This window comes from Roseovarius sp. B08 (assembly GCF_051417955.1).
GTDB lineage: Bacteria > Pseudomonadota > Alphaproteobacteria > Rhodobacterales > Rhodobacteraceae > Roseovarius.
In genome coordinates this window covers 2,698,016-2,723,713 of sequence record NZ_JBPRLW010000001.1, presented here as the reverse complement: position 1 = coordinate 2,723,713, position 25,698 = coordinate 2,698,016, and the positions used below count along the sequence as shown (strand labels likewise).

Genomic DNA, 25,698 nt, shown 5'->3' with positions numbered 1-25,698 from the left:
GCGATGGGGAATGCTGCCGCAAACCATCCCCATGTTCCCGTTCTCATAGAGCCGATTCTTCGCGCCGTGGCGCCGGTGACCGGCACGTGGCTGGACGGCACCTTGGGGGCGGGCGGCTATACCCGCCGCCTGCTGGAGGCCGGGGCCGACACCGTGATCGGCGTGGATCGCGACCCGCTTGCCATAGAGTTGGCCGCCGAGTGGGCCGACGACCGGGTGGAACTGGTGCAGGGGACGTTTTCCAAGCTGGATGAGTATGGGACGGAGCTGGATGGCGTGGTGCTGGACCTGGGCGTGTCGTCGATGCAGCTGGACCGGGCCGAGCGGGGGTTTTCCTTCATGAAGGACGGGCCGCTGGACATGCGGATGAGCCAGGCGGGGCCGAGTGCCGCCGATATGGTGAATGCCATGGACGAGGCGGACCTGGCCGACATCCTGTTTCTTTACGGCGAGGAGCGGGCGAGCCGGCGGATAGCAAAGGCCATCGTGAAGAAGCGCGAGGACGTGCCGATCGTCACGACGCTGCAACTGGCGGAAATCATCGAGGGATGCCTGCCGCGTCCCAAGCCGGGGCAGGTGCATCCCGCGACGCGCAGCTTTCAGGCGATCCGCATCGCGGTGAATGATGAGTATGGCGAGCTGGTGGAGGGGCTGGAGGCCGCCGAGCGGGCGTTGAAGCCCGGCGGGCAACTGGCCGTGGTGACGTTCCATTCCATCGAGGACCGGATGGTGAAGCGCTTTCTGGCCGAAAAGACCGGGAATACCGGCGGTGGCAGCCGTCACGCGCCGGTGGTGGAGAGCGACCCGCCGACATTCCGGCAGGACACGCGCAAGGCGATCGGGCCGGACGAGGCAGAACTGGCGGAAAACCCGCGGGCGCGCAGTGCCAAGCTGCGTGTCGCCCAGCGGACCGATGCCGCGCCGCGGCCGGTGGACAGGGGCCGCATCGGGATGCCGATGCCGAAGACGCATAATCGACGAGGGGACAGGTAATGCGCAGTTTTTTCTACGTCATGACCGCCGTCATGGTCATCGCACTGGCCTTCTGGGCCTACCGGGAAAACTATGAAACGCAGGCCGCGCTGTCGCGGTCGGAAGCGGTGCAGCAAAAGATAGCGGACCAGCGCCAGCGTCTGCGCGTGCTGAACGCGGAATGGGCCTATCTGAACCGGCCCGATCGGCTGCGCGACCTGGTCGAGATCAATTTCGATCAGCTGGGGCTGTTGCCGTTCCAGCCCTACCAGTTCGGCAAGATCGATCAGGTGGCCTATCCGTCCGAGGGGCCCTTGCCGATTTCCAATGTCATCGACGTGATGGAACGGGAGCAGCAGCCATGATCCGCACCCCCTTGCGCCCGCTGGCGCGTATCCTGAAGGCCCGGGAAGCGGGCGAGAACCCCGACGCCATCGAGCGCGAGAACATCCGCCTGCGCCACGAGGAGACGCGCGACCGTGCGCGGATGCGCGCCGAGGGGCGCCTGTTGGTGATGGGGGCGTTCTTTGTCTGCGCCTTTGCGGTCATTGGCGGGCGCATGGGCGTGCTGGCCAATACCGACCCCGAAGAGCCGCGCACCGGGTTCGCGGGCGCCGATATCGTGGCGCAGCGGGCCGATATCGTGGACCGCGAGGGACGCATCCTGGCCACGAATTTCGAGACCTACAGCCTGTATGCCCAGCCCCAGCAGATGGTCGAGCCCGAGCGGGCGGCCGAGGCACTGGCGGCGATCTTCCCGGATCTGAAGGTCGATCGGCTGAAGCGGGATTTCACGGGCAAGCGCAAGTTCCTGTGGGTGAAGAAGAAGCTGAGCCCCGAGCAGCGCCAGGCGGTGCATGACATCGGCGAGCCGGGGCTGCTGTTCGGGCCGCGCGAAATGCGGCTTTATCCCAACGGCAAGCTGGCCGCGCATGTCTTGGGCGGTGCGAGTTTCGGGCGCGAGGGCGTGCACGCGGCGGAAGTGATCGGTGTCGCGGGCGTCGAGAAGTTCTATGACAAGCGGTTGCGCGATCCGGCGATGGGGCACAAGCCGTTGCAACTGTCGATCGACCTGTCGGTGCAGTCGGCGGTCGAGCGGGTGTTGCAGGGCGGCATGATGCTGATGAACGCCAAGGGCGCGGCGGCTGTGCTGATGGAGGTGCAGACCGGCGAGGTCGTGGCGCTGGCCAGCCTGCCGGATTTCGACCCCAACGACCGCCCCCGCCCGTCGATTGCCGGGGAAAAGCCCGGCGACAGCCCGCTGTTCAACCGGGCGGTGCAGGGTGTCTATGAGCTGGGCTCGGTTTTCAAGGCGTTCACCGTCGCGCAGGCGCTGGACCTTGGGCTGGTGAATCCGTCGACGATGATCGACACCAAGGGGCCGCTGCGCTTCGGCAAGTACCGGATTCGCGATTTTCGCAATTACGGCAACGAGCTGGATGTCAAAACGGTGCTGGTCAAGTCGTCCAATATCGGCACCGCGCGCATCGCGCAGATGATCGGAATCGACCGGCAGCAGGATTTCCTCAAGTCGCTGGGCTTTTTCGAGCCGACGCCGTTCGAGATTGTCGAGGCGGAGGGCGGCAAGCCGCTTTTGCCCTCGAAATGGACCGATCTGTCGCTGATGACGATTTCCTACGGGCACGGGTTGTCATCGAGCCCGCTGCACCTGGCGGCGGGGTATGCGACCATCGCCAATGGCGGGCGGCTGGTGAAGCCGACGGTGATCAAGCAGCCCAAGGGGCAGCTGGGGCCCCGGGTGATGTCGGAGCGTGCGGCGGCCGAGACGATGCAGATGCTGCGCGATGTGGTCACCGAGGGCACGGCCTCTTTCGCCGAGGTCGATGGCTACGCAGTGGGTGGCAAGACAGGGACAGCGGACAAGCCGAAGCCCAGCGGCGGGTATTACGAGGACAAGGTGATCGCCACCTTCGCCAGCGTGTTCCCGGCGCATGATCCGCGCTACGTTCTGGTGGTGACACTGGACGAGCCGGTGGAGACCACGGGCCCCGAGCCGCGCCGGACGGCAGGCTGGACCACGGTGCCGGTGGCGGCGGAAATCACACGTCGCGTCGCGCCGCTTCTGGGGCTGCGGCCCGAGATTGAACCCGCGCCATTAACAGGTATAACGCTGACATCGAATTGACGGGTTGAGACAAAGGCCGAAGGCGTGGGGCAGAGCAAATCCTTGGCAGAGCTGGGCCTGACCGCCCAGGGGGGCCGGCGGGCTGAGATCACCGGGCTGGCGGTGGACAGCCGCGAGGTGAAGGACGGGTCCTTGTTCGCGGCGTTGCCGGGAAGCCGCGTGCATGGCGGCCAGTTCATTTCCTATGCGCTGCGCATGGGGGCGGCGGCGATCCTGACCGACCCCGAGGGCGTGGCGCTGGCGGCCGAGGAACTGGCCGACAGCGATGCCGCGCTGGTGGTGGCCGAGGACCCGCGCCAGACGCTGTCGTTCGCCGCCGCATTGTGGTTCGGCGCGCAGCCCGAGACGATGGTGGCGGTGACAGGCACCAACGGCAAGACATCGGTGGCGAGTTTCACGCGGCAGATCTGGATGGCGCTGGGGCTGGAGGCGGTGAACCTTGGCACCACCGGCGTCGAGGGCGCGTGGGAGGCGCCGCTGGCGCATACCACGCCCGAGCCGATCACGCTGCACCGGGTGCTGGCCGAGGCCGAGGCCAACGGCATCACCCATGCGGCGATGGAGGCGTCGAGCCACGGTTTGGCGCAGCGGCGGCTGGACGGCGTGCGTCTGGTGGCGGCGGGGTTCACGAACCTGAGCCAGGATCATCTGGATTACCACGCCGATTTCGACGACTACTTCAACGCCAAGGCGGGCCTGTTCGAGCGGGTCCTGCCCGAGGACGGCGTGGCCGTGATCAACGTGGACGACCCGCGCGGGCCGGGCATGGCGGACGTCGCCCATGGCCGGGGGCAGGACGTGCTGGCGGTGGGCCGGGCCGAAGGGGCGGACCTGCGGATCCTGAACCGGGTGTTCTCGCCCACCGGGCAGACCTTGCGGTTTTCCTGGCGCGGGCAGGTCCACCAGGTGGAGCTGAACCTGATCGGCGGCTTTCAGACCGACAATGTGATGCTGGCCGCCGGGCTGGCCATCGGTGCAGGGGCTGACCCGGACCGGGTGTTTGCGACGCTGCCGGTGATGCGCACGGTGCGGGGCCGGATGCAGCTGGCGGCGACGCGCTCCAGCGGGGCGGCGGTGTTCGTGGATTACGCCCACACGCCCGAGGCGGTGTCGACCGCGCTTTACGCGCTGCGCCCGCATGTGCTGGGCCGGATGGTGGCGATCGTGGGCGCGGGCGGTGACCGCGACCGGGGCAAGCGGCCCCTGATGGGGCGCGCGGCGGCGGAAAATGCCGACGCGGTGATCGTGACCGACGACAACCCGCGCAGCGAGACGCCGGGCGACATTCGCGCCGCTGTGATGGAGGGAGTGCGCCAGGCCGGCGGCGAGGACCGGGCCATCGAAGTGGGCGACCGGGCCGAGGCGATTTTGCGCGGTGTCGACATGCTGGGTCCGGGCGATGCGCTGCTGATTTGCGGCAAGGGGCACGAGACCGGGCAGGTCGTGGGTGACGACACCTTTCCCTTCGACGATTGCGAACAGGCGAGCGTGGCGGTCTCGGCGCTGGACGGGGGCGTGGCGTGAGCGTTTTGTGGACAGCGCGGGAGGCCGTGGCGGCCACGGGCGGACGCAGCACCTGCGACTGGACCGCGACGGGCGTGTCGATCGACACCCGGACAATGCAACCGGGCGATTTGTTCGTGGCGCTGAAAGACGTGCGCGACGGGCATGACTTCGTGGCGCAGGCGCTGGAGAATGGCGCGGCGGCTGCATTGGTTGCGCGCGTCCCCGAGGGCGTGGCCGCTGATGCGCCGCTTCTGATCGTGGACGAGGTGCTGCCGGCGCTGGAGGACCTGGGCCGGGCGGCGCGGGCGCGAACGGATGCGAAGGTGGTGGCGATCACCGGGTCGGTGGGCAAGACCTCGACCAAGGAGATGATGCGCGCCGCATTGCAGGGGCAGGGCAAGACACATGCCGCCGAGGCGAGTTACAACAATCATTGGGGCGTGCCGCTGACGCTGGCGCGGATGCCGCGCGACACCCAGTTCGCGGTGATCGAGATCGGGATGAACCATCCCGGAGAGATTTCGCCGCTGGCCGTGATGGCGCGCCCGCACGTGGCGCTGATCACCACCATCGCGGCGGCGCATCTGGAGGCGTTCGAGAATATCGAGGGGATTGCGCGGGAGAAGGCTGCGATATTCGACGGGTTGGAGCCGGGCGGCACGGCGGTGATCAACGCCGACGTCGGCACGGCGGATATACTGGAAGACGCGGCACGCGCGAAGGCCGGGACGGTGGTGCGGTTCGGAACCGCGGAGGGGTCGACATCCGGCTGACCGACGTGACGGTGCATGACGCCGCCACCGTGGGCAAGGCAGAGGTCGCGGGCGAGGAGATCCTGTTCAAGGTCGGCACGCCGGGCCGGCATTTCGCGCTGAACGCGCTGGCGGTCATCGCCGCCGCGCAGGCGATGGGGGCCGACCGGGACGTGGTGGTCTGCGACCTGGGCCTGTGGCGGCCGTACAAGGGGCGCGGCACGCGCGAGGTGCTGGTGCTGGACGCGGTCGAGGAGGCGATGTCGATCGAGTTGATCGACGACGCGTTCAACGCCAACCCGACCTCGATGGCCGCGGCGCTGGAAGTTCTGGCCGCCGCCAGGGTGCGCGACGACATCGGGCGGGTGTCCGCGGGGCGGCGGATCGCCATTCTGGGCGACATGCTGGAACTGGGCCCGGACGAGGCGCGGATGCACCGCGACATCGCGAAACTTCCCTTCATGGACCAGGTGCAGGTCATCCATTGTGTCGGTCCGCGCATGAAAACCCTTTACGACGCGCTGCCGGAGGCGCAAAGGGGCCGCTGGACGGAAACCGCGGCGGACCTGGCCGCCGAGGCGCACCGTCTGGTGGATGCGGGCGACGTGATCCTGGTGAAGGGCTCGAAGGGCAGCCGCGTCAGCGAAGTTGTCACCGCGCTGCGCCGTCTGGCGCAGGCCGTCGCGGAAAAAGAGGACGTTTGAATGCTTTACTGGTTAACCGAATTGTCGGATGGCGGCGACGTCTTCAACCTGTTTCGCTATATCACCTTCCGCTCGGGCGGGGCGTTCCTGACCGCGCTGGTTTTCGGCTTCATCTTCGGACCTCCGCTGATCAACGTGCTGCGCCGGACCCAGGGCAAGGGCCAGCCCATCCGCAGCGACGGCCCCGAAGGGCACTTGGCGAAGTCGGGCACGCCCACGATGGGGGGGCTGCTGATCGTCGGCGCGCTGCTGACCTCGACGCTGTTCTGGGCGCGGCTGGACAACCCTTTTGTCTGGCTGGTGCTGTTCGTGACCATGTGTTTTGGCCTGATCGGGTTCTGGGACGACTACGCCAAGGTCAGCAAGCAGAACCACAAGGGCGTGCCGGGCAAGGTAAGGCTGGCTCTGGGGTTTCTGATCGCAGGCGTGGCGGCCTATTGGGCCAGCATGTACCACCCCAGTGAATTGCAGTACCAATTGGCGCTGCCGGTGTTCAAGGACACGCTGATCAACATGGGTCTGTTCTTCATCCCCTTTGCGATGTTCGTGATCGTGGGGGCGGCGAATGCCGTCAACCTGACCGATGGCCTTGATGGGCTGGCGATCATGCCGGTGATGATCGCCGCCGTGACGCTGGGGATCATCGCCTATGCCGTGGGACGGGTCGACTTTACCGAGTATCTGGATGTGCACTACGTGCCGGGGACGGGGGAGATCCTGGTCTTCGTGGCGGGGCTGGCCGGGGGCGGCCTTGGGTTTCTGTGGTATAACGCGCCGCCGGCGGCGGTCTTCATGGGCGACACCGGGTCGCTGGCCCTGGGCGGCGCGCTGGGGGCCATCGCAGTGGCGGCCAAGCACGAGATCGTGCTGGGCATCGTCGGCGGCATCTTTGTGGTCGAGGCGCTGAGCGTCATCATCCAGGTGATGTATTTCAAGCGCACCGGCAAGCGCGTGTTCCTGATGGCGCCGATCCACCACCATTACGAGAAAAAGGGCTGGGCCGAGCCGCAGATCGTCATCCGCTTCTGGATCATCGCGCTGATTCTGGCGATGATTGGGCTGGCGACGCTGAAGGTGCGGTGATGGCGACGGTCCGCGACACCAGGGGCATGATCAAGGGCATGGCGCCGGTGCGCGACGCCGAGACCTGGCATTTCTGCACGACGGACGATCGGGACCTGGCGGAGCGCGCGCGGCCGCATGCGCTGGCGGTCTTTGGCGAGGATGAGGGCGTATCGCTGATCCTGCCGGATGAAGTGGCGCGGGATCTGGATTTCCCCATGGAGATGCCGATGAGCCGGATCACCCTGTCGGTGCATTCGGCGCTCGACGGGGTAGGGCTGACGGCGGCGGTGGCCGGCGCGCTGGCCGAGGCGCTGATCCCCTGCAACGTGGTCGCGGCCTATCATCACGATCATGTCTTCGTGCCCGAGGAGCTGGCCGGGAAGGCGATGACGATCCTGCAGGACGTGGCGCGGCAGGCGGAGTGACATCGGCAATCTCTGGTCACGCGGGCGGGGATCGGGTAGCCAATTCGAAACACCAGTTCGGAGGCGTTGGACGTGATACCGGTTCGGGGAGTGGAAGGGCAATGCGTGGCGGTGCTGGGCCTGGGGCGGTCGGGGCTGTCGGCGGCGCGGGCGCTGCGGGCGGGCGGCGCGGACGTGCTGTGCTGGGACGACAACCCGGCGGCGCGGGAGGGCGCCGCCGAGGAAGGGTTCGATATCCGGCAGTTCCGCTCGGCGGAGGATTTTGCCGATGTCGCCGCGCTGATCGTAAGCCCCGGCATTCCGCATCTTTACCCTGAGCCCAACAAGATCGTGGCCGCCGCCCAAGAAGCGGGCGTGCCGGTGGACAACGATATCGGCCTCTTTTTCCGGTCGCTGGCGACGAATGAGTGGAACAGTTTCGACGCGCCGCCACGGGTGATTGCCGTGACCGGGTCGAACGGGAAGTCGACGACCTCGGCGCTGATACACCACATATTGCAGGAGGCGGGGCGCGAGGTGCAGCTGGCCGGGAATATCGGGCGTGGCGTGCTGGATATCGACCCGCCGGGGGATGGTGACGTGGTGGTGCTGGAACTGAGCAGCTATCAGACCGAGCTGGCGCGCGCGCTGACGCCGGATGTGGCGGTGTTTACCAACCTCAGCCCCGATCACCTGGACCGGCATGGCGGGCTGGGGGGCTATTTCGCGGCCAAGCGGCGGCTGTTCGCGGAAGGCGGGCCGGACCGGGCGGTGATCGGCGTGGACGAGCCCGAGGGGCTGTTCCTGGCGGGGCAGATGGCGGAAGCGCCGGGCGACGACCGGGTGATCCGGGTGTCGGTGGACCGCAAGCTGACCGGGCCGGGATGGCAGGTCTTTGCCCGCAAGGGGTTCCTGTCGGAGTATCGCAAGGCGCGGCAGGTGGGGTCGATCGACCTGCGGAAGATCAAGGGCCTGCCGGGGGAGCACAATCACCAGAATGCCTGCTGCGCCTTTGCCGCGTGCCGGACGCTGGGGCTGAACCCCAAGGTGATCGAGGCCGCGATGCAGAGCTTTGCGGGCCTGCCGCATCGCAGCCAGCTGGTGGCCGAGAAGGACGGCGTGAGTTTCGTCAACGACAGCAAGGCGACGAACGTGGATGCGGCGCTGATGGCGCTGCTGGCGTTCGACCGGATCCGCTGGATCTGTGGCGGGTTGGAGAAGGAAGGCGGGTTGGCGGGACTGGCGCCGGCGTTGTCACACGTGACCAAGGCCTATGTCATCGGGCGCGAGGCGGCTGGGTTCGCGCTGCAGCTTGGCGATGTCGATGCGGAGGTCTGCACGACGATGAGCCATGCGGTGATGCGGGCGATGGAGGATGCGCAGCCCGGCGAGACCGTGCTGCTGGCCCCGGCGGCGGCGAGTTTCGATCAATACGACAGCTTCGAGCGGCGGGGTGAGGATTTCATAGCCGAGGTGAAGGCGCGGCTTTAGCGGCGCGCCCCAAGGAGGAGGTCCCCCCAGGTCAAGCCCGGGGCAGGCAGGGTCAAGCCTGGGACGGGTGGTTGGGCTTTGACGTTGCGCATGCGAGGGGCCAGCCCCTCGCGCTCCCCGGGATATTTATGGCCAGAAGAAGAGCAGGTCAGCCTGCCGCGGCGATGGCGGTGCCAGCGGCCCAGCCAGTGGACCAGGCCCATTGGAAGTTGTAGCCGCCGAGCCAGCCGGTGACGTCGACGGCCTCGCCGATCATGTAGAGGCCCGGGACGTCGCGGCTTTGCATGGTCTTTGACGAGATGCGGTCGGTGGCGATGCCGCCCAGGGTGACCTCGGCGGTGCGGTAGCCTTCGGAGCCGGTGGGCTTGAGATGCCACTGGCGCAGGGCGTCGGTGATTTCCGCGAGCCGGGCGTCGGACTGGTCGGCAAGATTGCCCGAAAGGGACAGCGCGGGGGTGAGGTGCTCGACGAGGCGGGCGGGCAGGTGGCGGGCAAGCTCGGTGGTGAGGGCGCGGCGGCCCTCGGCCTGGCGCTGGGCGCGGAGGGTGTCGTAGAGGCTGGCGTCGGGGTCGAGGTCGAGGGTGATCGCCTCGCCTTCGTGCCAGTAGGAGGAGGCTTGCAGGATCGCGGGGCCCGAGAGGCCGCGATGGGTGAACAGGACGGCCTCGGCGAAGCTGGTATCGTTTGCCGTCACGCGGGCGGGGGCGGCGATGCCGGAGATGGGCGCGAAGCGCTTGTCGGAGAAGGTGAGCGGGACGAGCGCGGGGCGCGTGTCGGTGACGGCATGGCCGAACTGGCGGGCGATGTCGTAGGCGAGGCCAGTGGCGCCCATGGCAGGGATGGACTTGCCGCCCGTCGCCAGCACGAGGTTGCGGGCGGTGACGATGTGGCGCATGCCTTCGCGGTCGAGCGTTACGGTGAAGCGGGTGCCGTCATGAGAAATCTCGCCCACGGTGGTTTGCAGCCAGAGCGTGGCCCCGGCCGCCGCCATCTCGTCACGCAGCATCTGGATGATCTGGGGGGATTTGCCGTCGCAGAAGAGCTGTCCCAGGGTCTTTTCGTGCCAGGTGATGCCGTGGCGGGCGAGAAGGTCGATGAAATCCCATTGGGTGTAGCGGCTGAGCGCGGATTTGTGGAAATGCGGGTTCTGCCCGAGAAAATTGCCGGGCGCGGTATGCAGGTTGGTGAAGTTGCAGCGCCCGCCGCCGGAGATGCGGATCTTTTCGCCGGGGGCGCGTGCATGATCCACGACAAGCGTCTCCGGCCCCGAATGAGCCGCGCACATCATGCCGGCGGCGCCGGCGCCGAGGATCAGGGTGGTGACGTTCATGCCGTTCCCGTGCCCCAGCGACGGACGGGCGTCAAGATGGCGCTGCTGGGTACGGTGCCTGTCATTGGAACATGGGGCGCTTGGCGGGGTTGACGTCTCGCAACCCAATACGAGTGGAGGAGTCACATGAATATCCAGACAAAACCCGACGTGCTGACTGCTCAGGACGAGTATCCGACCCGCGTACCGGGCGAGGAACGACTGAGTGAGCGCAAGGACCCCGTGCTTTGGTCCGACTGGTCTGAAGACGCGCCGATCGCCAAGGAGGAAGCGGAGCACTATGCCGAGCACGGTTTTCTGGTGCGGCACGACATGTTCGAGAAGGACGAACTGGCACTGCTGACCGAGACCGCGGACAAGCTGCGCGAAGGCGGCGGGGACATTCCCGACGACGACCTGATCCACGAGCCCGACAGCGACGCGGTGCGCACCGTCTTTCGCCTCGACGATCACTCCAAGGCATTCCGCCGTCTGGCCTGCGATCGCCGCCTGGCTGGCGTGGCCGAGTTCCTTCTGGGCGACCAGGTGTACCTGCACCAGTCGCGCCTGAACTACAAACCGGGGTTCGCCGGCAAGGAGTTCTACTGGCACTCGGATTTCGAGACCTGGCATGCCGAGGACGGGATGCCGCGGATGCGCGCGGCGTCGGCCTCGGTGCTGCTGACGCCGAACGGGCCGCACAATGGCCCGCTGCTGCTGGTGCCGGGATCGCAGAACGTGTTCATCAGCTGCGTGGGCGAGACGCCCAAGGACAACCACGAGACCTCGCTGAAAGAGCAGAAGGTCGGTGTGCCGCAGCCCGAGACGATCGACCGGATGGCGCGGGAGGCCGGTGGCATCGCGTCGGCGCAGGGGGACACCGGTACGGTGATCTTCTTTGACTGCAACACGCTGCACGGCTCGAACGGGAACATCACGCCCGATCCGCGGGCCAATGCGTTCTTTGTCTACAACGCGATGTCGAACGCGCTGACCCGGCCTTATGCCGCCCGTGGTCCGCGGCCCGACTTCCTGGCCAACCGCGCGACGCCCGAGGCGATCCGCACGGTTTCCGGCAATCTGACCGGGTAAAGGCGACCCGGTGGATGCAGAATGCTTCCCACCGGGCAAAACTGCTGCTATACTGGACCGAACGCCCCCGGCAAAAGAGGGGCAAGAGGCAGTGTTCGGCGGATTCAAATGACAGAAATGGTGTATGGTGCGGCCCCCGTGCAGGGCGGCGAACCGATCCTCCCCAAATGGTGGCGGACCCTCGACAAGTGGTCGATTTCCTGCGTGCTGATCCTGTTCGGGATCGGGCTTCTGCTGGGGCTGGCGGCCTCGGTGCCGCTGGCGGAAAAGAACGGGTTCGAGCAGTTTCATTACGTGAAACGGCAAGCGGCCTTCGGCTTCATGGCATTGGGGGCGATGCTGCTGACGTCGATGATGAGCCCGCTCCTAGTGCGGCGGTTGTCGGTGCTGGGCTTCGTCGTGGCGTTCCTCGCGATGGCGATGCTGCCGTTTTTCGGCACGGATTTCGGCAAAGGGGCGGTGCGGTGGTACAGCCTCGGGTTCGCCAGCCTGCAACCCTCTGAATTCCTGAAACCCGGTTTTGTGGTGGTGACCGCCTGGATGCTGGCCGCGAGCAAGGAGATCAACGGACCGCCGGGGGTACGGCTGAGCTTTGTCCTGGCGGTGATCATCGTGGCCCTGCTCGCGATGCAGCCGGATTTCGGGCAGGCGTGCCTGGTGCTCTTCGGCTGGGGCGTGATGTATTTCGTGGCCGGGGCGCCGATCGTGCTGCTGGTGCTGATCGCGGGGATCGTGGTGTTCGCGGGCTCGCTGGCCTACTCCAATTCGGAACACTTCGCGCGGCGGATCGACGGGTTCCTGAGCCCGGACGTGGACCCCAATACGCAGCTGGGCTTTGCCACCAACGCGATCCGCGAGGGCGGGTTTTTTGGCGTGGGCGTGGGCGAGGGGTCGGTGAAATGGTCGCTGCCCGACGCGCATACGGATTTCATCATCGCCGTGGCGGCCGAGGAATACGGGCTGATCCTGGTGCTGGCGATCATCGTGCTTTACGCCAGCATCGTGGTGCGGTCGCTGAGCCGCCTGATGCGCGAGCGCGATCCGTTCATCCGGCTGGCGGGCACGGGCCTTGTGGCGATGTTCGGCGTGCAGGCGATGATCAACATGGGCGTCGCCGTGCGGCTGTTGCCGGCCAAGGGTATGACCCTGCCATTCGTGAGCTATGGCGGCTCGTCGCTGATCGCGACGGGGATCGCGGTGGGGATGCTGTTCGCCTTTACCCGCAGCCGTCCGCAGGGCGAGATCAACGACATCCTGAGGGCGCGTCCGAGATGAGCGAACGTTCCCCCCTTCTGGTGATCGCGGCGGGCGGCACGGGTGGGCACATGTTTCCCGCGCAGAGCCTGGCTGAGGCGATGCTGCGGCGGGGCTGGCGGGTGAAGCTGTCGACCGATGCGCGGGGCGCGCGCTATACCGGCGGCTTTCCGCATTCGGTCGAGATCGAGCAGGTGGCGAGTGCGACCTTTGCCCGGGGCGGAATTTTCAACAAGCTGGTGGCGCCGTTTCACATCCTTGGCGGTGTGCTGGGCGCGACGTTGCGGATGCTGCGCGACAGGCCCGCCGTTGTTGTGGGCTTCGGCGGGTATCCGACGATCCCGGCGCTGAGTGCGGCGATGATCCTGCGGCGGCCCCGCATGATCCACGAACAGAACGGCGTGCTGGGGCGGGTGAACAAGCTGTTCGCCAAGCGTGTCGACAAGGTGCTGTGCGGCACGTGGCCCACGGCCTTGCCCGAGGGTGTGGAGGGCACGCATGTGGGCAACCCGGTGCGGCTGGCGGTGCGTGAGCGCGCGGGCGCGGGATACATTCCGCCGGGCGATTACCCGATGTCGATCCTGGTGATCGGCGGCAGCCAGGGCGCGCGTATCCTGAGCGACGTGGTGCCGCCCGCAATCGCCAACCTGCCGATGGACGTGCTGCGCAACATCCGCGTGAGCCACCAGGCGCGCGACGAGGACGGCGAGCGGGTGGCGAAGCTATATGCCGAGAACGGGATCGATGCCGACGTGCAGCCGTTCTTCCGCGACGTGCCGGCGCGGATGTCCGAGGCGCAGCTGGTGATCAGCCGGGCGGGGGCGTCTTCGGTGGCCGACATCTCGGTCATCGGACGGCCCGCGATCCTGATCCCCTTTGCCGCCGCCACGGAAGACCACCAGGCGGCCAATGCCAAGGGGTTGTCCAAGGCCGGGGGCGCGATCGTGATCCCGGAATCGCGGCTTGAGGTCGACGCACTTTCGGAGCAGATAGCCTCGGTGCTGACGAATCCCGATGGCGCCTTGCAGATGTCACGGGCGGCGCTGAGCGTGGGCATGCCGGATGCGGCGCAGGCGCTTGCGGATATAACAGAAGAACTGGCACGGAGCAGACAGTCATGAGGGACCTTTCATTCGAAGGAGCCAAACCGATGAACGCGGCATTGAAACTTCCGGGCGACGTGGGCCCCATTCATTTCGTGGGCATCGGGGGGATCGGCATGTCGGGCATTGCCGAGGTCCTGCTGAACCATGGCTATACCGTGCAGGGCTCGGACCTGAAGACGTCGAAGATCACCGACCGGCTGGAAAAGGCCGGCGCGACGATTTTCGAGGGCCAGGCGGCGTCGAACCTGGACGACGCGCAGGTGGTGGTGATTTCGTCGGCAATCAAGCCGGGCAATGCCGAACTGGACGAGGCGCGGCGGCGCGGCTTGCCGGTGGTGCGCCGGGCCGAGATGCTGGCCGAGCTGATGCGGCTGAAGTCGAACGTGGCGGTGGCGGGGACACATGGCAAGACGACGACCACGACGATGGTCGCGGCGCTGTTGGACCATGGCAAGTACGACCCCACGGTGATCAATGGCGGGATCATTCACGCTTACGGCTCGAACGCGCGCGTGGGGCAGGGCGAGTGGATGGTTGTGGAGGCCGACGAGAGCGACGGCACCTTCAACCGGCTGCCGGCGACCATTGCCATCGTGACCAATATCGACCCCGAGCACATGGAGCATTGGGGCACGGAAGAGGCGCTGCACCAGGGGTTCCTGGATTTCGTGTCGAACATTCCGTTTTATGGCCTGGCGATCTGCTGCACCGATGATCCGGACGTGCAGACTCTCGTTGGCAAGATCAGCGACCGGAGGGTGATTACTTTCGGGTTCAACGCGCAGGCCGACGTGCGGGCGATGAACCTGACCTACGAGGCCGGCGTGGCGCATTTCGACGTGGCGTTGCAGGCCGAGGGCAAGGTGATCGAAGGCTGCACCCTGCCGATGCCGGGCGACCATAACGTATCGAATGCGCTGAGCGCGGTGGCCGTGGCGCGATCGCTTGGCATGAAGCTGGACGAGATCCGCGAGGCGCTGGCGGCGTTCGGCGGCGTGAACCGTCGATTTACCCGCGTGGGCGAGGTGGACGGGGTGACCATCATCGACGATTACGGCCACCACCCGGTGGAGATCGCCGCCGTGCTGAAGGCGGCGCGGCAGGCCACCAAGGGACGGATCATCGCGGTGCATCAGCCGCACCGGTATTCCCGCCTGCATTCGCTTTTCGACGATTTCTGTGCGTGCTTCAACGATGCCGACGTGGTCGCCATCGCCGAAGTCTATGCCGCCGGCGAGGACCCGATCGACGGGGCCACGCGCGACGACCTGGTGGCAGGGCTGATTGCCCATGGCCACCGGCACGCGCGGGCGATCCTGGGCGAGGAGGACCTGGTGCGGCTGGTGCGCGAACAGGCGAAACCGGGCGACATGGTGGTGTGTCTGGGCGCGGGTACGATCAGCGGCTGGGCGAACGGGTTGCCGGAAAAGCTGAAGGGCTGATGGTGGCGGTGGCCGGAATTTTCGGAAAATTCCGGGCCGGAAAATGCGCATTTTCCGGTACGTTTTTCGCGAGAAAAACGTACCCCGGAGGTCGGGCATGACACTTGTTGTCCTGTGCTGTCTCTGGGTGATCGCGGGCACGCTGGTGGCGATGCTGCCGACGCGGCATCAATACGCACCGGGGATCTTTCTGCTGGCGCTGGCGCCGGTGCTGATCTGGATGATCGGGCGGGATCACGGGGTCATCCCCGCCGCGCTGGCGGTGCTCGCGCTTTTGTCGATGTTTCGCAATCCGCTGCGCTATTTCACGCGGCGTCTGGCGGGGGAAAAACCGGAGGTACCTAAATGAGCATGTCCCTGGTCCTGTTCTTTATCTGGGCCGTTGCCGCGAATTTGCTGGCGATGATCCCCAGCCGCGACAACCATTGGCGCCGGGCCTATGTGCTGATCGCCGTGGGCATTCCGCTGCTGGGCTACGTGACCTGGCAGAACGGGCCCTGGGTGGGGCTGTTGGTGCTGGCCGCGGGGATGAGCCTGTTGCGCTGGCCGGTCATCTATCTGGGCCGCTGGGCGCGCCGGGTCGCCGGAGGTAATGCGGACGGCGGTGGGAAGTGAGTATTTCCGGCAAGAAAAAGCATAATGTCCATCTTTCGGTTCGGGGCGTAATCGGGCACAAGCTGGCGCATGAATGAGCTTCCCGAACCCCGTGGCCGTCTGAGCGAGAAGCGCATGCTGGCCGATCTGACATGGCTGCGCGTGGGCGGGCCGGCGGATTGGCTGTTTCAGCCGGCGGACCTGGATGACCTGGCGGCGTTCCTGCGCGATCTGGATCCGGGCGTGGCGGTGTTTCCGATGGGTGTGGGCAGCAACCTGATCGTCCGGGATGGAGGCTTGCGCGCGGTGGTGATCCGGCTGGGGCGCGGGTTCAACGATATCGAAGTTGACGGAACGCGCGTGACCGCGGGTGCTGCGGCGCTGGATGCGCATGTGGCCCGGCGCGCGGGCGAGGCGGGGGTGGACCTGACCTTTCTGCGCACCATTCCCGGCGCCATCGGGGGCGCGGTGCGGATGAATGCCGGATGCTATGGCAGTTACGTGGCAGATCATTTCGTCGAAGCGCAGGCGGTCAGCCGCGCGGGCGAGGTAGTGACGCTGAGCGCCGAGGACCTGAAGTTCCAGTACCGCCAGACCGATTTGCCCGAGGGCTGGGTGATCACGCGCGCGACGTTCGAGGGCGTTGCGGGCGATCCCGGGGAACTGGCCGCGCGGATGGACGCGCAGCTGAAAAAGCGCGACGAGACGCAGCCGACCAAGGACCGGACGGCCGGAAGCACGTTTCGCAATCCGGCCGGGTTTTCCAGCACCGGGCGGGCCGACGACACCCATGACCTGAAGGCGTGGAAGGTGATCGACGACGCCGGGATGCGCGGCGCCACGCGGGGCGGGGCGCAGATGAGCGAGAAGCATTCGAACTTCCTGATCAACACCGGGGGCGCCACGGCGGCGGACCTGGAAGGTTTGGGCGAGGAGGTACGAAAAAGGTTTTCCAAGACAGCGGAATAGAGTTACATTGGGAAATCATGAGGGTCGGCGAAACGGCCCCCTCCGCGAATTGAGGCGGACACAATAAAACAAGGGTCGATAACGACCCGGGACATTGAGGCAGTAAGGTGGTTTCTTCGAGCGGAAACGCCCCGACTGTTGCGGTGATAATGGGTGGCCCCTCGGCCGAACGCGAGGTGTCGCTTTCGTCAGGACAGGAATGCGCCGCAGCACTCCGGGAGGCAGGCTATGAGGTGGTCGAGGTCGATGCCGGCCGCGACCTTGCCGTGGTTCTGGCCGATCTCAAACCCGACGTGGTGTTCAACGCCCTGCATGGCCGCTGGGGCGAGGATGGCTGTGTGCAGGGGATGCTGGAGTGGATGCAGATCCCCTATACCCATTCGGGCGTGCTGGCCTCGGCGCTGGCGCTGGACAAGCAGCGCACCAAGGCGGCGTATCGTGCCGCGGGCCTGCCGGTGGTCAACAGCGTCATCGTGGACAAGGACGAGGTGGGAAAGGCGCATGTGATGCCGCCCCCTTACGTGGTGAAGCCCAATAACGAAGGCTCGTCGGTGGGCGTCTATATCGTGCACGAGGCCGCGAACGCGCCGCCGCAACTGTCCGAGGACATGCCGCAAACCGTGATGGTCGAAGCGTTCGCGCCGGGGCGCGAACTGACGACCTCGGTGATCGGCGACCGGGCGCTGGGGGTGACGGATATCATCACCGATGGGTGGTACGATTATCATGCGAAATATGCCGCCGGTGGGTCGCGGCACGTGATCCCGGCCGACATTCCTCAGGAAATTGCCGATGCCTGCGAGGATTACGCGCTGCGCGCCCACGCGGTGCTGGGATGCCGCGGGCTGAGCCGCACGGATTTTCGCTGGGACGAGGCAAAGGGGCTGGAGGGGCTGATCCTGCTGGAGACCAATACCCAGCCCGGAATGACGCCGACCTCGCTGAGCCCCGAGCAGGCGCAGGCGGCGGGCATGAGCTTTCCGCAATTGTGCGACTGGCTGGTGAAGGACGCGTCATGCAACAGGTGAAACCATTGGAGCCCAAGGCCGATCCGGCGCCGTCGCGGTGGTCGTACCGCTATCAGCGGCTGATGCTGACGCCGCTTTTCCGCAAGCTGTTGCGGGTGGGGGTGCCGTTCTGCCTGATCATCGGCCTCGGCACGGCGTATTTTTCCAACCCCGAGCGGCGCGAAGCGATCGCACTGGCGGTGATCGATCTGCGCGAGCAGATCGAGACACGGCCGGAGTTCATGGTGAACCTGCTGGCGGTGGAAGGCGCGAGCGCGACGGTCGAGGAGGATATCCGCGAGATCTTCCCGCATGACCTGCCGGCCAGTTCGTTCGACATCGACCTCGACGCGGTCCGCCTGTCAATTGCCGGTCTGCCGGCGGTTGCCAGTGCGTCCGTCCGGGTGCGGCAGGGCGGCGTGCTGGTGGCGTATGTGCAAGAGCGCCAGCCGGTGGCGATCTGGCGGTCGCGCGATGGCTTGGGCGTGGTGGACATCGAAGGCGTGGTGATCGGCGATATCATGCAGCGCGCCGACCGCGCCGATCTGCCGGTGATTGCCGGCAAAGGCGCGACCGACGCCGTGCCCGAGGCGATGGCGATCCTGCAGGCGGCGGCGCCGCTGCGGTCGCGGCTGCGCGGGCTGGTGCGCATGGGCGAGCGGCGGTGGGATGTGGTTCTGGACCGCGGCCAGCGCATCCTGCTGCCCGAGACCGATCCGGTGCGGGCGCTGGAGCGGGTGATCGTCTTGGCCGAAGTGCAGGACATGCTGGAGCGTGACCTTGCGGCGGTGGACATGCGCCTGGCATCCCGGCCGACCATAAGAATGAACGAAAACGCGGTGTCCGAATGGTGGCGCGTGACAAAAATGACCGTAGGGGCGGAAGAGTGACATGATCGAGCTTTATGAATCGCAAAGGGCGATGCGGAACATGCGCCGGGCGGCGATGCAGCGCGGTGTCGTGGCGGTTCTGGACGTGGGCACCTCCAAGATCGCCTGCCTCGTGCTGCGTTTCGACGGCAGCGACCGGCTGCGTGAAACCGAGGGTGTGGGCGCGCTGGCGGGCCAGGCCGGGTTTCGTGTGATCGGGGCGGCCACGACGCGGTCGCGGGGCGTGCGCTATGGCGAGATCACCACGATGACCGAGACCGAGCGGGCCATTCGCACAGCCCTGCAGGCCGCGCAGAAGATGGCCAATATCCGGGTCGATCACGTGATCGCCTGTTTCTCGGGTGCCGAGCCGCGCAGCTATGGGCTGGCCGGGCAGGTGTCGCTGGAAGCCAGCACCGTGTCCGAGCAGGACATCAGCCGGGTGCTGTCGTCCTGTGACGTGCCCGATTTCGGCGAGGGTCGCGAGGTGCTGCACGCCCAGCCGGTGAATTTCGCGCTGGACCACCGCTCGGGCCTCAGCGACCCGCGGGGGCAGCTGGGGCAGGACCTGGCGGTGGACATGCACATGTTGACGGTCGATGGCGCGGCGATCCAGAACCTGGCGCATTGCGTCAAGCGCTGCGACCTTGAGCTGGCGGGGCTGGCCAGTTCGGCCTACGTGTCGGGCATCTCGGCGCTGGTCGAGGACGAGCAGGAGCTGGGCGCGGCCTGCATCGACATGGGCGGCGGAAGCGCCGGCGTGTCGATCTTCATGAAGAAACACATGATCTATGCCGACTCCGTGCGGATCGGTGGCGAGCACGTCACCGGCGACATCTCGATGGGGTTGCAGGTGCCGCACGCCACCGCGGAGCGGATCAAGACATTCTACGGCGGCGTGGTGGCCACGGGCATGGACGACCGCGATATAATCGAGATTGGCGGCGAGACCGGCGACTGGGAACATGACAGGCGCACGGTAAGCCGCGCGGAACTGATCGGCATCATGCGCCCGCGGGTCGAGGAGATCCTGGAAGAGGTGCGCGCGCGGCTGGATGCCGCCGGGTTCCAGCATCTTCCCAGCCAGCAGATCGTGCTGACCGGCGGCGGCAGCCAGATCCCCGGACTGGACGGGCTGGCGACGCGCATCCTGGGACAGCAGGTGCGGCTGGGACGGCCCCTGCGGGTGCACGGCTTGCCACAGGCGGCGACGGGGGCGGGCTTTGCCAGCGCCGTGGGGATGTGCCTGTTTGCGGCGAATCCCCAGGACGAATGGTGGGACTTCGAGATTCCGGTGGATCGCTACCCGGCACGATCCCTGAAAAGGGCGGTAAAATGGTTCAAGGACAACTGGTGATCGCAAAATCTGGGGGTTTCGGCGAAATCCCGCGTGAAAGCGGGAAAAAAGACCCATATTTTGTGGTATTTTCGTGTTTTTTGGGTGACGTAAGGGCGCCGGGACGGTACTGTTAATACAATTTAGGCGGATCAAGCCTGCGCGAGGCGGGCACAACAGCAGGCAAAGAAGGCGGAGCTATGACACTTAACCTCAGCATGCCAGGTCAGGGACAGGACCAGGAACTCAAGCCGCGCATCACCGTTTTCGGTGTTGGCGGGGCAGGCGGCAACGCCGTCAACAACATGATCGAGAAACAGCTGGAAGGCGTCGATTTCGTCGTCGCCAACACCGATGCGCAGGCGCTGTCCCAGAGCAACGCGCCGAACCGGATCCAGCTGGGTGTGAAAGTCACTGAAGGGCTGGGCGCCGGCGCGAAAGCCGCCGTGGGTGCCGCAGCCGCCGAAGAGAACATCGAGCAGATCGTCGACCAGCTGGCCGGCGCGCACATGTGCTTCATCACCGCCGGGATGGGCGGCGGCACTGGCACCGGCGCGGCCCCGATCATCGCTCAGGCAGCGCGTGAACTTGGCGTGCTAACCGTCGGTGTCGTCACGAAACCTTTCCAGTTCGAAGGCGCCAAGCGGATGCGCCAGGCCGAGGAAGGCGTCGACACGCTGCAAAAGATGGTCGACACGCTGATCATCATCCCGAACCAGAACCTGTTCCGCCTCGCGAACGAGAAGACGACCTTCACCGAGGCGTTCTCGATGGCCGATGACGTGCTGTACCAGGGCGTGAAGGGGGTGACCGACCTGATGGTGCGCCCGGGCCTGATCAACCTCGATTTCGCCGACGTGCGCGCGGTGATGGACGAGATGGGCAAGGCGATGATGGGCACCGGCGAGGACGACGGCGAAGAGCGCGCCATCCAGGCCGCCGAGAAGGCCATCGCGAACCCGCTTTTGGACGAGATCAGCCTGCGCGGCGCGAAGGGCGTCCTGATCAACATCACCGGCGGGCACGACCTGACGCTGTTCGAACTGGACGAAGCGGCCAACCGCATCCGCGAGGAAGTGGACGCCGACGCCAACATCATCGTGGGCAGCACGCTGGATCCGACGATGGAAGGCTTCATGCGCGTGTCGGTCGTGGCCACCGGCATCGACGCCAGCGACGAAAGCAAGGAAATCCCGGTGCCGCGCCGCAAGCTGGCAGAGCCGCTGAAGCCGGCCGAAGAGGTCGAGATCGAGGCGGTCGAGACCTACGAGGAAACGGTCGAGCCGGCAGCGGAGCCTGTCGTGGCGGCCAGCACCGAGTCTGCGGACGAACCCAGCCTGTTCAATGCCTTCGACGCGCAGCGCGCGGCGGCGGAAGAGCAGATGGAAGAGATTTTCGACGCCGAGGGTAGCGACCGCGACGTACCGCCGCCGGCCTATACGCCACGCCCCGAGCCCGAAACCTTCGTGGCGCAGGCGGAAGAGCCCGAGACCTTCGTTGCGCCCAAGGCGCCTGCGCCGGGCACCCCGTCTCAGGACGCGCTGGCCCGGCTTCAGGCCGCGGTGCAACACCGTGGCAGCGGCACGCCCCAGCGGCAGGCGCCGACACCAGCAGCGGCCCCGGAACATGCCGCCGAGAGGCCGCGTTTCGGGATCAATTCGCTGATCAACCGGATGACGGGCCACGGCGCGGAAGGCGCACAGCAACCGCCGCGCCCGGCGCGCCAGCAACCTCCGATGCAGGCCACGGCGCCACAGCCGGAGGTGCGTGACGAGCGCGAGGAAGAGGACGACCAGATCGAAATTCCCGCCTTCCTGCGCCGCCAGGCGAACTGAACCGGACAACAAATCAACCTGTAAAAGGGCCGCGATCCGCGGCCCTTTTGCGTTGCGGAACAGGGGTTGAACGGGGTCTTTCCCCGGTCGGCAAAAATTCGCCAAGCCTTGCAACATTGATGTTTCAGCGCGTTGCAAAGAGTGAATTGAGCATCTGCGTCCCGCGCAATAGATGTGGCCCAGTTGAATTAAATGAGCCGATAATCGGCCTGAGGTAAGCACGTGCAGAATACGGTCAAAACCCCGGTTTCGTTCGATGGCGTCGGCCTGCATTCGGGTGCTTTCGCCCGTGTGACAATCCTGCCGGCGCCTGCGAACCGCGGCATCGTCTTTCGCCGGATCGATTGCGAACTGCGTCATTGCGAGATCCCGGCCCGCTGGGACATGGTGAACCAGTCGCCGCTCTGCACGCTGCTGGAAAACGCCGCGGGCGTGCGTGTCTCGACGGTCGAGCACATCATGGCGGCGCTGTCGGGCTGTGGCGTGCACAACGCGGTGATCGAGGTCAATGGCCCCGAGGTTCCGATCCTCGACGGAAGCTCTGCCCCCTTCGTGCATGGTATCCTGTCCACCGGGCTGCGCCGTCAGCACGCGCCAGTGCGGGCGCTGAAGGTTCTGAAACCCGTCGAAGTGACAAAAGGCGACGCGTCGGCGCGGCTGGTGCCGCACGACACGCTGTTGCTGGAATTCGCGATCGAGTTCGAGGATGCCGCGATCGGGCGGCAGAAGAAGATCCTGAACATGTCGAACGGCAGTTTCGTGCGCGAATTGTCGACCGCGCGCACCTTCTGCCGCAAGGCGGATGTCGATGCGATGCAGGCCAACGGCCTCGCGCTTGGGGGCAATCCCGGCGAGAACGCCGTGGTGTTCGACGGCGACCGTGTCCTGAGCCCCGGCGGGTTGCGCCAGCCTGACGAGCCGGTGCGGCACAAGATGCTGGACGCGCTTGGCGACCTGGCGCTGGCGGGCCTGCCGATCCTCGGGCATTACATCGGCCTGCGGGCCGGCCACGCGATCACCAACGATCTGTTGCGCGCGCTTTTTGCCCGGCCCGATGCGTTCGAGATCGTGACCTGCGACGCCGAAACCGCCGCGCGTCTGCCCGGGGCGGGCGTGCATTGGGGCGAGATCTCTGAGGTTGCCTGACCACAGGCGCGGGCTTTGTGACGGGCAATCGGGTCTAAGGCGTTTTGCCGCGGAAAATTATGTGCTAGGACGCCCTTGGTAATGCGGATATGATCCTGCGAAATCAAGCGGCCTTAAGGCCTGAACACAAGTTTAGCACAGGCTTTTGGGGGTACGTGCGAGCATGACAGGCGGCAGAATCGGGATCGGTTTGGCAGCGGCCCTCGTGGCCTCGACGATGCTTGCGGGCTGCGGCGGCGTGAACTCGCGCATCGAACGCGGCGAGGTCGATTACGAACAGTTCACCGCAGAGCAGATCTTTGGCCGCGCCGAATATGACCTTGCGCGCGGCGATCCGGAACTGGCGGCCGAGCTTTTTGCCGAGGTCGAGCGGCTCTACCCCTATTCGGAATGGGCCAAGCGGGCCGTGATCATGCAGGCCTTTGCCTATCACAAGGACGAGGATTACGAGAACAGCCGGTCCGCCGCGCAGAGGTATCTCGATTTCTATCCCGCCGACGGCGACGCGGCCTATGCGCAATACCTGCTGGCACTCAGCTATTACGACCAGATCGACGAGGTGGGCCGCGACCAGGGCCTGACATTCCAGGCGCTGCAATCGCTGCGGCAGGTGATCGAACAGTATCCCGACAGCGAATACACCAGCTCGGCGATCCTGAAGTTCGACCTGGCTTTCGACCATCTGGCGGCCAAGGAGATGGAGATCGGGCGCTATTACCTGCGGCGCGATCACTTCACCTCGGCCATCAACCGCTTCCGCGTGGTGGTGGAGGATTTCCAGACCACGACCCACACCGCGGAGGCGCTGCACCGGCTGGTCGAGGCGTACCTGTCGCTGGGCCTGACGAACGAGGCGCGCACGGCGGGGGCGATCCTGGGCCACAACTTCAAGAGCACCGAATGGTACGAGGACAGCTACAAGCTGTTGACCGGGCAGGGGCTGACACTGGAAGCGGTGGGCGACAGCTGGCTGCGGCAGGTCTATCGTCAGACGATCCTCGGACGCTGGCTATAACCCGCGGGAGCCTTGAATGCTCCGTGCGCTGGAGATTCGCGACATTCTGATCATCGACCGGCTGGAGCTTGCGTTTCAGCCCGGGCTGAACGTGCTGACCGGCGAGACCGGGGCGGGCAAATCGATCCTGCTCGACTCGCTGGGCTTCGTGCTGGGATGGCGCGGCCGGGCCGAGCTGGTGCGGCAGGGGGCCGGGCAGGGCGAGGTGGTGGCCGAGTTCGACCTGCCGGAGGGGCACGCGGCACGGGCGGTTCTGGAAGAGGCGGGGCTGCCGGTGGAGGACACGCTGATCTTGCGGCGCGTGAACACCGGGGACGGGCGCAAGACCGCGTGGGTCAATGACCGGCGCTGTTCGGGGGATGTGCTGCGGGCGCTGTCGGACACGCTGGTGGAGTTGCACGGGCAGCATGACGACCGGGGCCTGCTGGACCCGAAGGGGCACCGCGACCTGCTCGACGAGTTCGGCGAGCTGGCGGGGCGGCGCGACAAGGTGCGCATCGCGTGGAAGGCGCGCAGCGCGGCGCGTAAGGCGTTGAACGAGGCCGAGGCGAAGCTGGCCGAGATGCGCGCCGAGGAAGAGTTCCTGCGTCACGCGGTCGAGGAGTTGGACGCGTTGTCGCCCCAACCGGGCGAGGAGGCGGAGCTGGACACGCGCCGCCGCCTGATGCAGCAGTCCGAACGGATCCGCGAGGATATAGCCCGCGCGCAGGCCGCGCTGCGTGACGGCGCCGAAGGCCAGGCGCAAGACGCGCTGCGCTGGCTGGAAGGCGCCGCGGACAAGGCCGAGGGCCGGCTGGAAGAGGTACTGGCGGCATTGGGGCGCGCCATGGTCGAGCTTGATGAGGCGGCGAGCGGGGTCGAGGATTGCCTTGAGGCGCTGACGTTCAATCCGCTTGAACTGGAAGAGACCGAGGAGCGCCTGTTCGCGATCCGGGCGCTGGCTCGCAAGCATGGCGTGGCGCCGGACGAGCTGGCCGGCTTTGCCGAGGACGTGCGGGCGCAGGTCGCACGTCTTGAACAGGGGGATGCGGACCTCAAGGCGTTGCAGGCGGCGGTTGCCGAGGCCGACGCGGCCTATGCCGACGCCGCCGGCGCGCTGAGCGACGCGCGCGCCAGGGCGGCGGGCAAGCTGGACAAGGCCGTGATGGCAGAGCTGGCCCCGCTGAAGATGGACCGCGCGGTCTTTGCCACCCAGGTGACCCAAACCGATCCGGGCGAGACCGGGCAGGACGCGGTGACCTTCACTGTGGCCACCAATCCCGGCGCGCCGGCAGGCCCCTTGGGCAAGATCGCCTCGGGCGGGGAGTTGAGCCGCTTCCTACTGGCCCTCAAGGTCTGCCTGACCGGTGGGCAAAGCGGGCTCACGCTCATATTCGACGAGATCGACCGCGGCGTGGGCGGGGCCACCGCCGATGCGGTGGGCCGGCGGCTGGCGGGGCTGGCGTCGGACAACCAGGTTCTGGTGGTCACGCATTCGCCGCAGGTGGCCGCACGGGGCGCGCATCACTGGCGCGTCGAAAAGCGCGTCACCAAAGGACAGACCCTGTCGACGGTCACGGCGCTGGATGCGGCCGCCCGCACCGACGAGATCGCACGGATGCTGTCGGGCGAGACCATCACCGAAGAGGCCCGCGCCGCCGCCGAAGCGCTTATGGCGGGCTGACCCCCTTTTCCTCTGGCCGGA

General features: G+C 66.5%; 21 protein-coding genes and 2 pseudogenes. 22 read left to right on the top strand and 1 reads right to left on the bottom strand.

Annotated elements, in window-relative coordinates; translation table 11 throughout:
- Positions 1 to 3 precede the first annotated feature (3 nt).
- The 8 genes and pseudogenes from rsmH to murD all read left to right on the top strand — a co-directional run bounded on the left by rsmH (position 4) and on the right by murD (position 9,040).
- Positions 4 to 993: a 16S rRNA (cytosine(1402)-N(4))-methyltransferase RsmH gene (rsmH, locus tag ACSQ76_RS13765; RefSeq protein ID WP_437157026.1), complete on the top strand. Its 990-nt coding sequence runs from the start codon at positions 4 to 6 to the stop codon at positions 991 to 993.
- Positions 993 to 1,337, top strand: a complete 345-nt coding sequence (gene ftsL / locus ACSQ76_RS13760) for a cell division protein FtsL (protein ID WP_306130650.1) — start codon at positions 993 to 995, stop codon at positions 1,335 to 1,337. The genes rsmH and ftsL overlap by 1 nt, the downstream gene beginning before the upstream one ends.
- Entirely contained in the window at positions 1,334 to 3,118 is a 1,785-nt protein-coding gene (locus ACSQ76_RS13755) for a peptidoglycan D,D-transpeptidase FtsI family protein (protein ID WP_437157025.1), read from the top strand. The genes ftsL and ACSQ76_RS13755 overlap by 4 nt, the downstream gene beginning before the upstream one ends.
- Before the next feature lie 24 nt (positions 3,119 to 3,142).
- Positions 3,143 to 4,642 (top strand): UDP-N-acetylmuramoyl-L-alanyl-D-glutamate--2,6-diaminopimelate ligase, encoded by a 1,500-nt coding sequence (locus ACSQ76_RS13750; RefSeq protein WP_437157024.1) that lies wholly within the window; start codon positions 3,143 to 3,145, stop codon positions 4,640 to 4,642.
- A pseudogene (locus tag ACSQ76_RS13745) lies at positions 4,639 to 6,080 on the top strand (UDP-N-acetylmuramoyl-tripeptide--D-alanyl-D-alanine ligase). Before ACSQ76_RS13750 ends, ACSQ76_RS13745 begins: the two are co-directional and overlap by 4 nt.
- Positions 6,081 to 7,163: a phospho-N-acetylmuramoyl-pentapeptide-transferase gene (gene mraY, locus ACSQ76_RS13740; protein WP_437157023.1), complete on the top strand. Its 1,083-nt coding sequence runs from the start codon at positions 6,081 to 6,083 to the stop codon at positions 7,161 to 7,163.
- Positions 7,163 to 7,570, top strand: coding sequence for an ACT domain-containing protein (locus ACSQ76_RS13735; protein ID WP_437157022.1), 408 nt, complete (start codon positions 7,163 to 7,165; stop codon positions 7,568 to 7,570). Before mraY ends, ACSQ76_RS13735 begins: the two co-directional genes overlap by 1 nt.
- 72 nt (positions 7,571 to 7,642) lie before the next feature.
- Positions 7,643 to 9,040, top strand: a complete 1,398-nt coding sequence (gene murD / locus ACSQ76_RS13730; RefSeq protein ID WP_437157021.1) for a UDP-N-acetylmuramoyl-L-alanine--D-glutamate ligase — start codon at positions 7,643 to 7,645, stop codon at positions 9,038 to 9,040.
- 148 nt (positions 9,041 to 9,188) lie between these two features.
- Here murD and ACSQ76_RS13725 read toward each other — a convergent pair whose 3' ends face one another.
- Positions 9,189 to 10,370 carry an NAD(P)/FAD-dependent oxidoreductase gene (locus ACSQ76_RS13725; protein ID WP_437157020.1) on the bottom strand — a complete coding sequence of 394 codons (1,182 nt, stop codon included), beginning with the start codon at positions 10,368 to 10,370 and terminating at the stop codon, positions 9,189 to 9,191.
- Between the two features lie 126 nt (positions 10,371 to 10,496).
- Between ACSQ76_RS13725 and ACSQ76_RS13720 the strand changes: the two genes are divergently transcribed.
- The 14 genes and pseudogenes from ACSQ76_RS13720 (at position 10,497) to recN (ending at position 25,677) form a co-directional block, all read left to right on the top strand.
- Positions 10,497 to 11,441: a phytanoyl-CoA dioxygenase family protein gene (locus ACSQ76_RS13720; RefSeq protein WP_437157019.1), complete on the top strand. Its 945-nt coding sequence runs from the start codon at positions 10,497 to 10,499 to the stop codon at positions 11,439 to 11,441.
- Between the two features lie 108 nt (positions 11,442 to 11,549).
- Positions 11,550 to 12,716 carry a putative lipid II flippase FtsW gene (gene ftsW, locus ACSQ76_RS13715; RefSeq protein ID WP_306130641.1) on the top strand — a complete coding sequence of 389 codons (1,167 nt, stop codon included), beginning with the start codon at positions 11,550 to 11,552 and terminating at the stop codon, positions 12,714 to 12,716.
- Positions 12,713 to 13,816 (top strand): UDP-N-acetylglucosamine--N-acetylmuramyl-(pentapeptide) pyrophosphoryl-undecaprenol N-acetylglucosamine transferase, encoded by a 1,104-nt coding sequence (locus tag ACSQ76_RS13710; protein ID WP_437157018.1) that lies wholly within the window; start codon positions 12,713 to 12,715, stop codon positions 13,814 to 13,816. The genes ftsW and ACSQ76_RS13710 overlap by 4 nt, the downstream gene beginning before the upstream one ends.
- A gap of 29 nt (positions 13,817 to 13,845) precedes the next feature.
- A complete protein-coding gene (murC, locus tag ACSQ76_RS13705; protein WP_437158208.1) occupies positions 13,846 to 15,243 on the top strand; it encodes a UDP-N-acetylmuramate--L-alanine ligase in 1,398 nt (465 codons plus the stop codon).
- Between the two features lie 97 nt (positions 15,244 to 15,340).
- Positions 15,341 to 15,592 (top strand): DUF2484 family protein, encoded by a 252-nt coding sequence (locus ACSQ76_RS13700; RefSeq protein ID WP_437157017.1) that lies wholly within the window; start codon positions 15,341 to 15,343, stop codon positions 15,590 to 15,592.
- Positions 15,589 to 15,858: a DUF2484 family protein gene (locus tag ACSQ76_RS13695; RefSeq protein WP_437157016.1), complete on the top strand. Its 270-nt coding sequence runs from the start codon at positions 15,589 to 15,591 to the stop codon at positions 15,856 to 15,858. Before ACSQ76_RS13700 ends, ACSQ76_RS13695 begins: the two co-directional genes overlap by 4 nt.
- Positions 15,859 to 15,927: 69 nt before the next feature.
- A pseudogene (gene murB / locus ACSQ76_RS13690) lies at positions 15,928 to 16,859 on the top strand (UDP-N-acetylmuramate dehydrogenase).
- Positions 16,860 to 16,955: 96 nt separating this feature from the next.
- A complete protein-coding gene (locus tag ACSQ76_RS13685; RefSeq protein ID WP_437157015.1) occupies positions 16,956 to 17,834 on the top strand; it encodes a D-alanine--D-alanine ligase in 879 nt (292 codons plus the stop codon).
- On the top strand, positions 17,822 to 18,703 hold the full coding sequence (locus ACSQ76_RS13680; protein ID WP_306130635.1) for a cell division protein FtsQ/DivIB: 882 nt from the start codon (positions 17,822 to 17,824) through the stop codon (positions 18,701 to 18,703). Before ACSQ76_RS13685 ends, ACSQ76_RS13680 begins: the two co-directional genes overlap by 13 nt.
- Before the next feature lies 1 nt (position 18,704).
- Entirely contained in the window at positions 18,705 to 20,039 is a 1,335-nt protein-coding gene (gene ftsA / locus ACSQ76_RS13675) for a cell division protein FtsA (protein ID WP_437157014.1), read from the top strand.
- A gap of 179 nt (positions 20,040 to 20,218) precedes the next feature.
- A complete protein-coding gene (gene ftsZ, locus ACSQ76_RS13670) occupies positions 20,219 to 21,853 on the top strand; it encodes a cell division protein FtsZ (protein WP_306130633.1) in 1,635 nt (544 codons plus the stop codon).
- Between the two features lie 222 nt (positions 21,854 to 22,075).
- Positions 22,076 to 22,999, top strand: coding sequence for a UDP-3-O-acyl-N-acetylglucosamine deacetylase (lpxC, locus tag ACSQ76_RS13665; RefSeq protein ID WP_437157013.1), 924 nt, complete (start codon positions 22,076 to 22,078; stop codon positions 22,997 to 22,999).
- Positions 23,000 to 23,162: 163 nt separating this feature from the next.
- A complete protein-coding gene (locus ACSQ76_RS13660; protein WP_306130631.1) occupies positions 23,163 to 24,014 on the top strand; it encodes an outer membrane protein assembly factor BamD in 852 nt (283 codons plus the stop codon).
- Between the two features lie 16 nt (positions 24,015 to 24,030).
- A complete protein-coding gene (gene recN / locus ACSQ76_RS13655; RefSeq protein WP_437157012.1) occupies positions 24,031 to 25,677 on the top strand; it encodes a DNA repair protein RecN in 1,647 nt (548 codons plus the stop codon).
- Positions 25,678 to 25,698 lie beyond the last annotated feature (21 nt).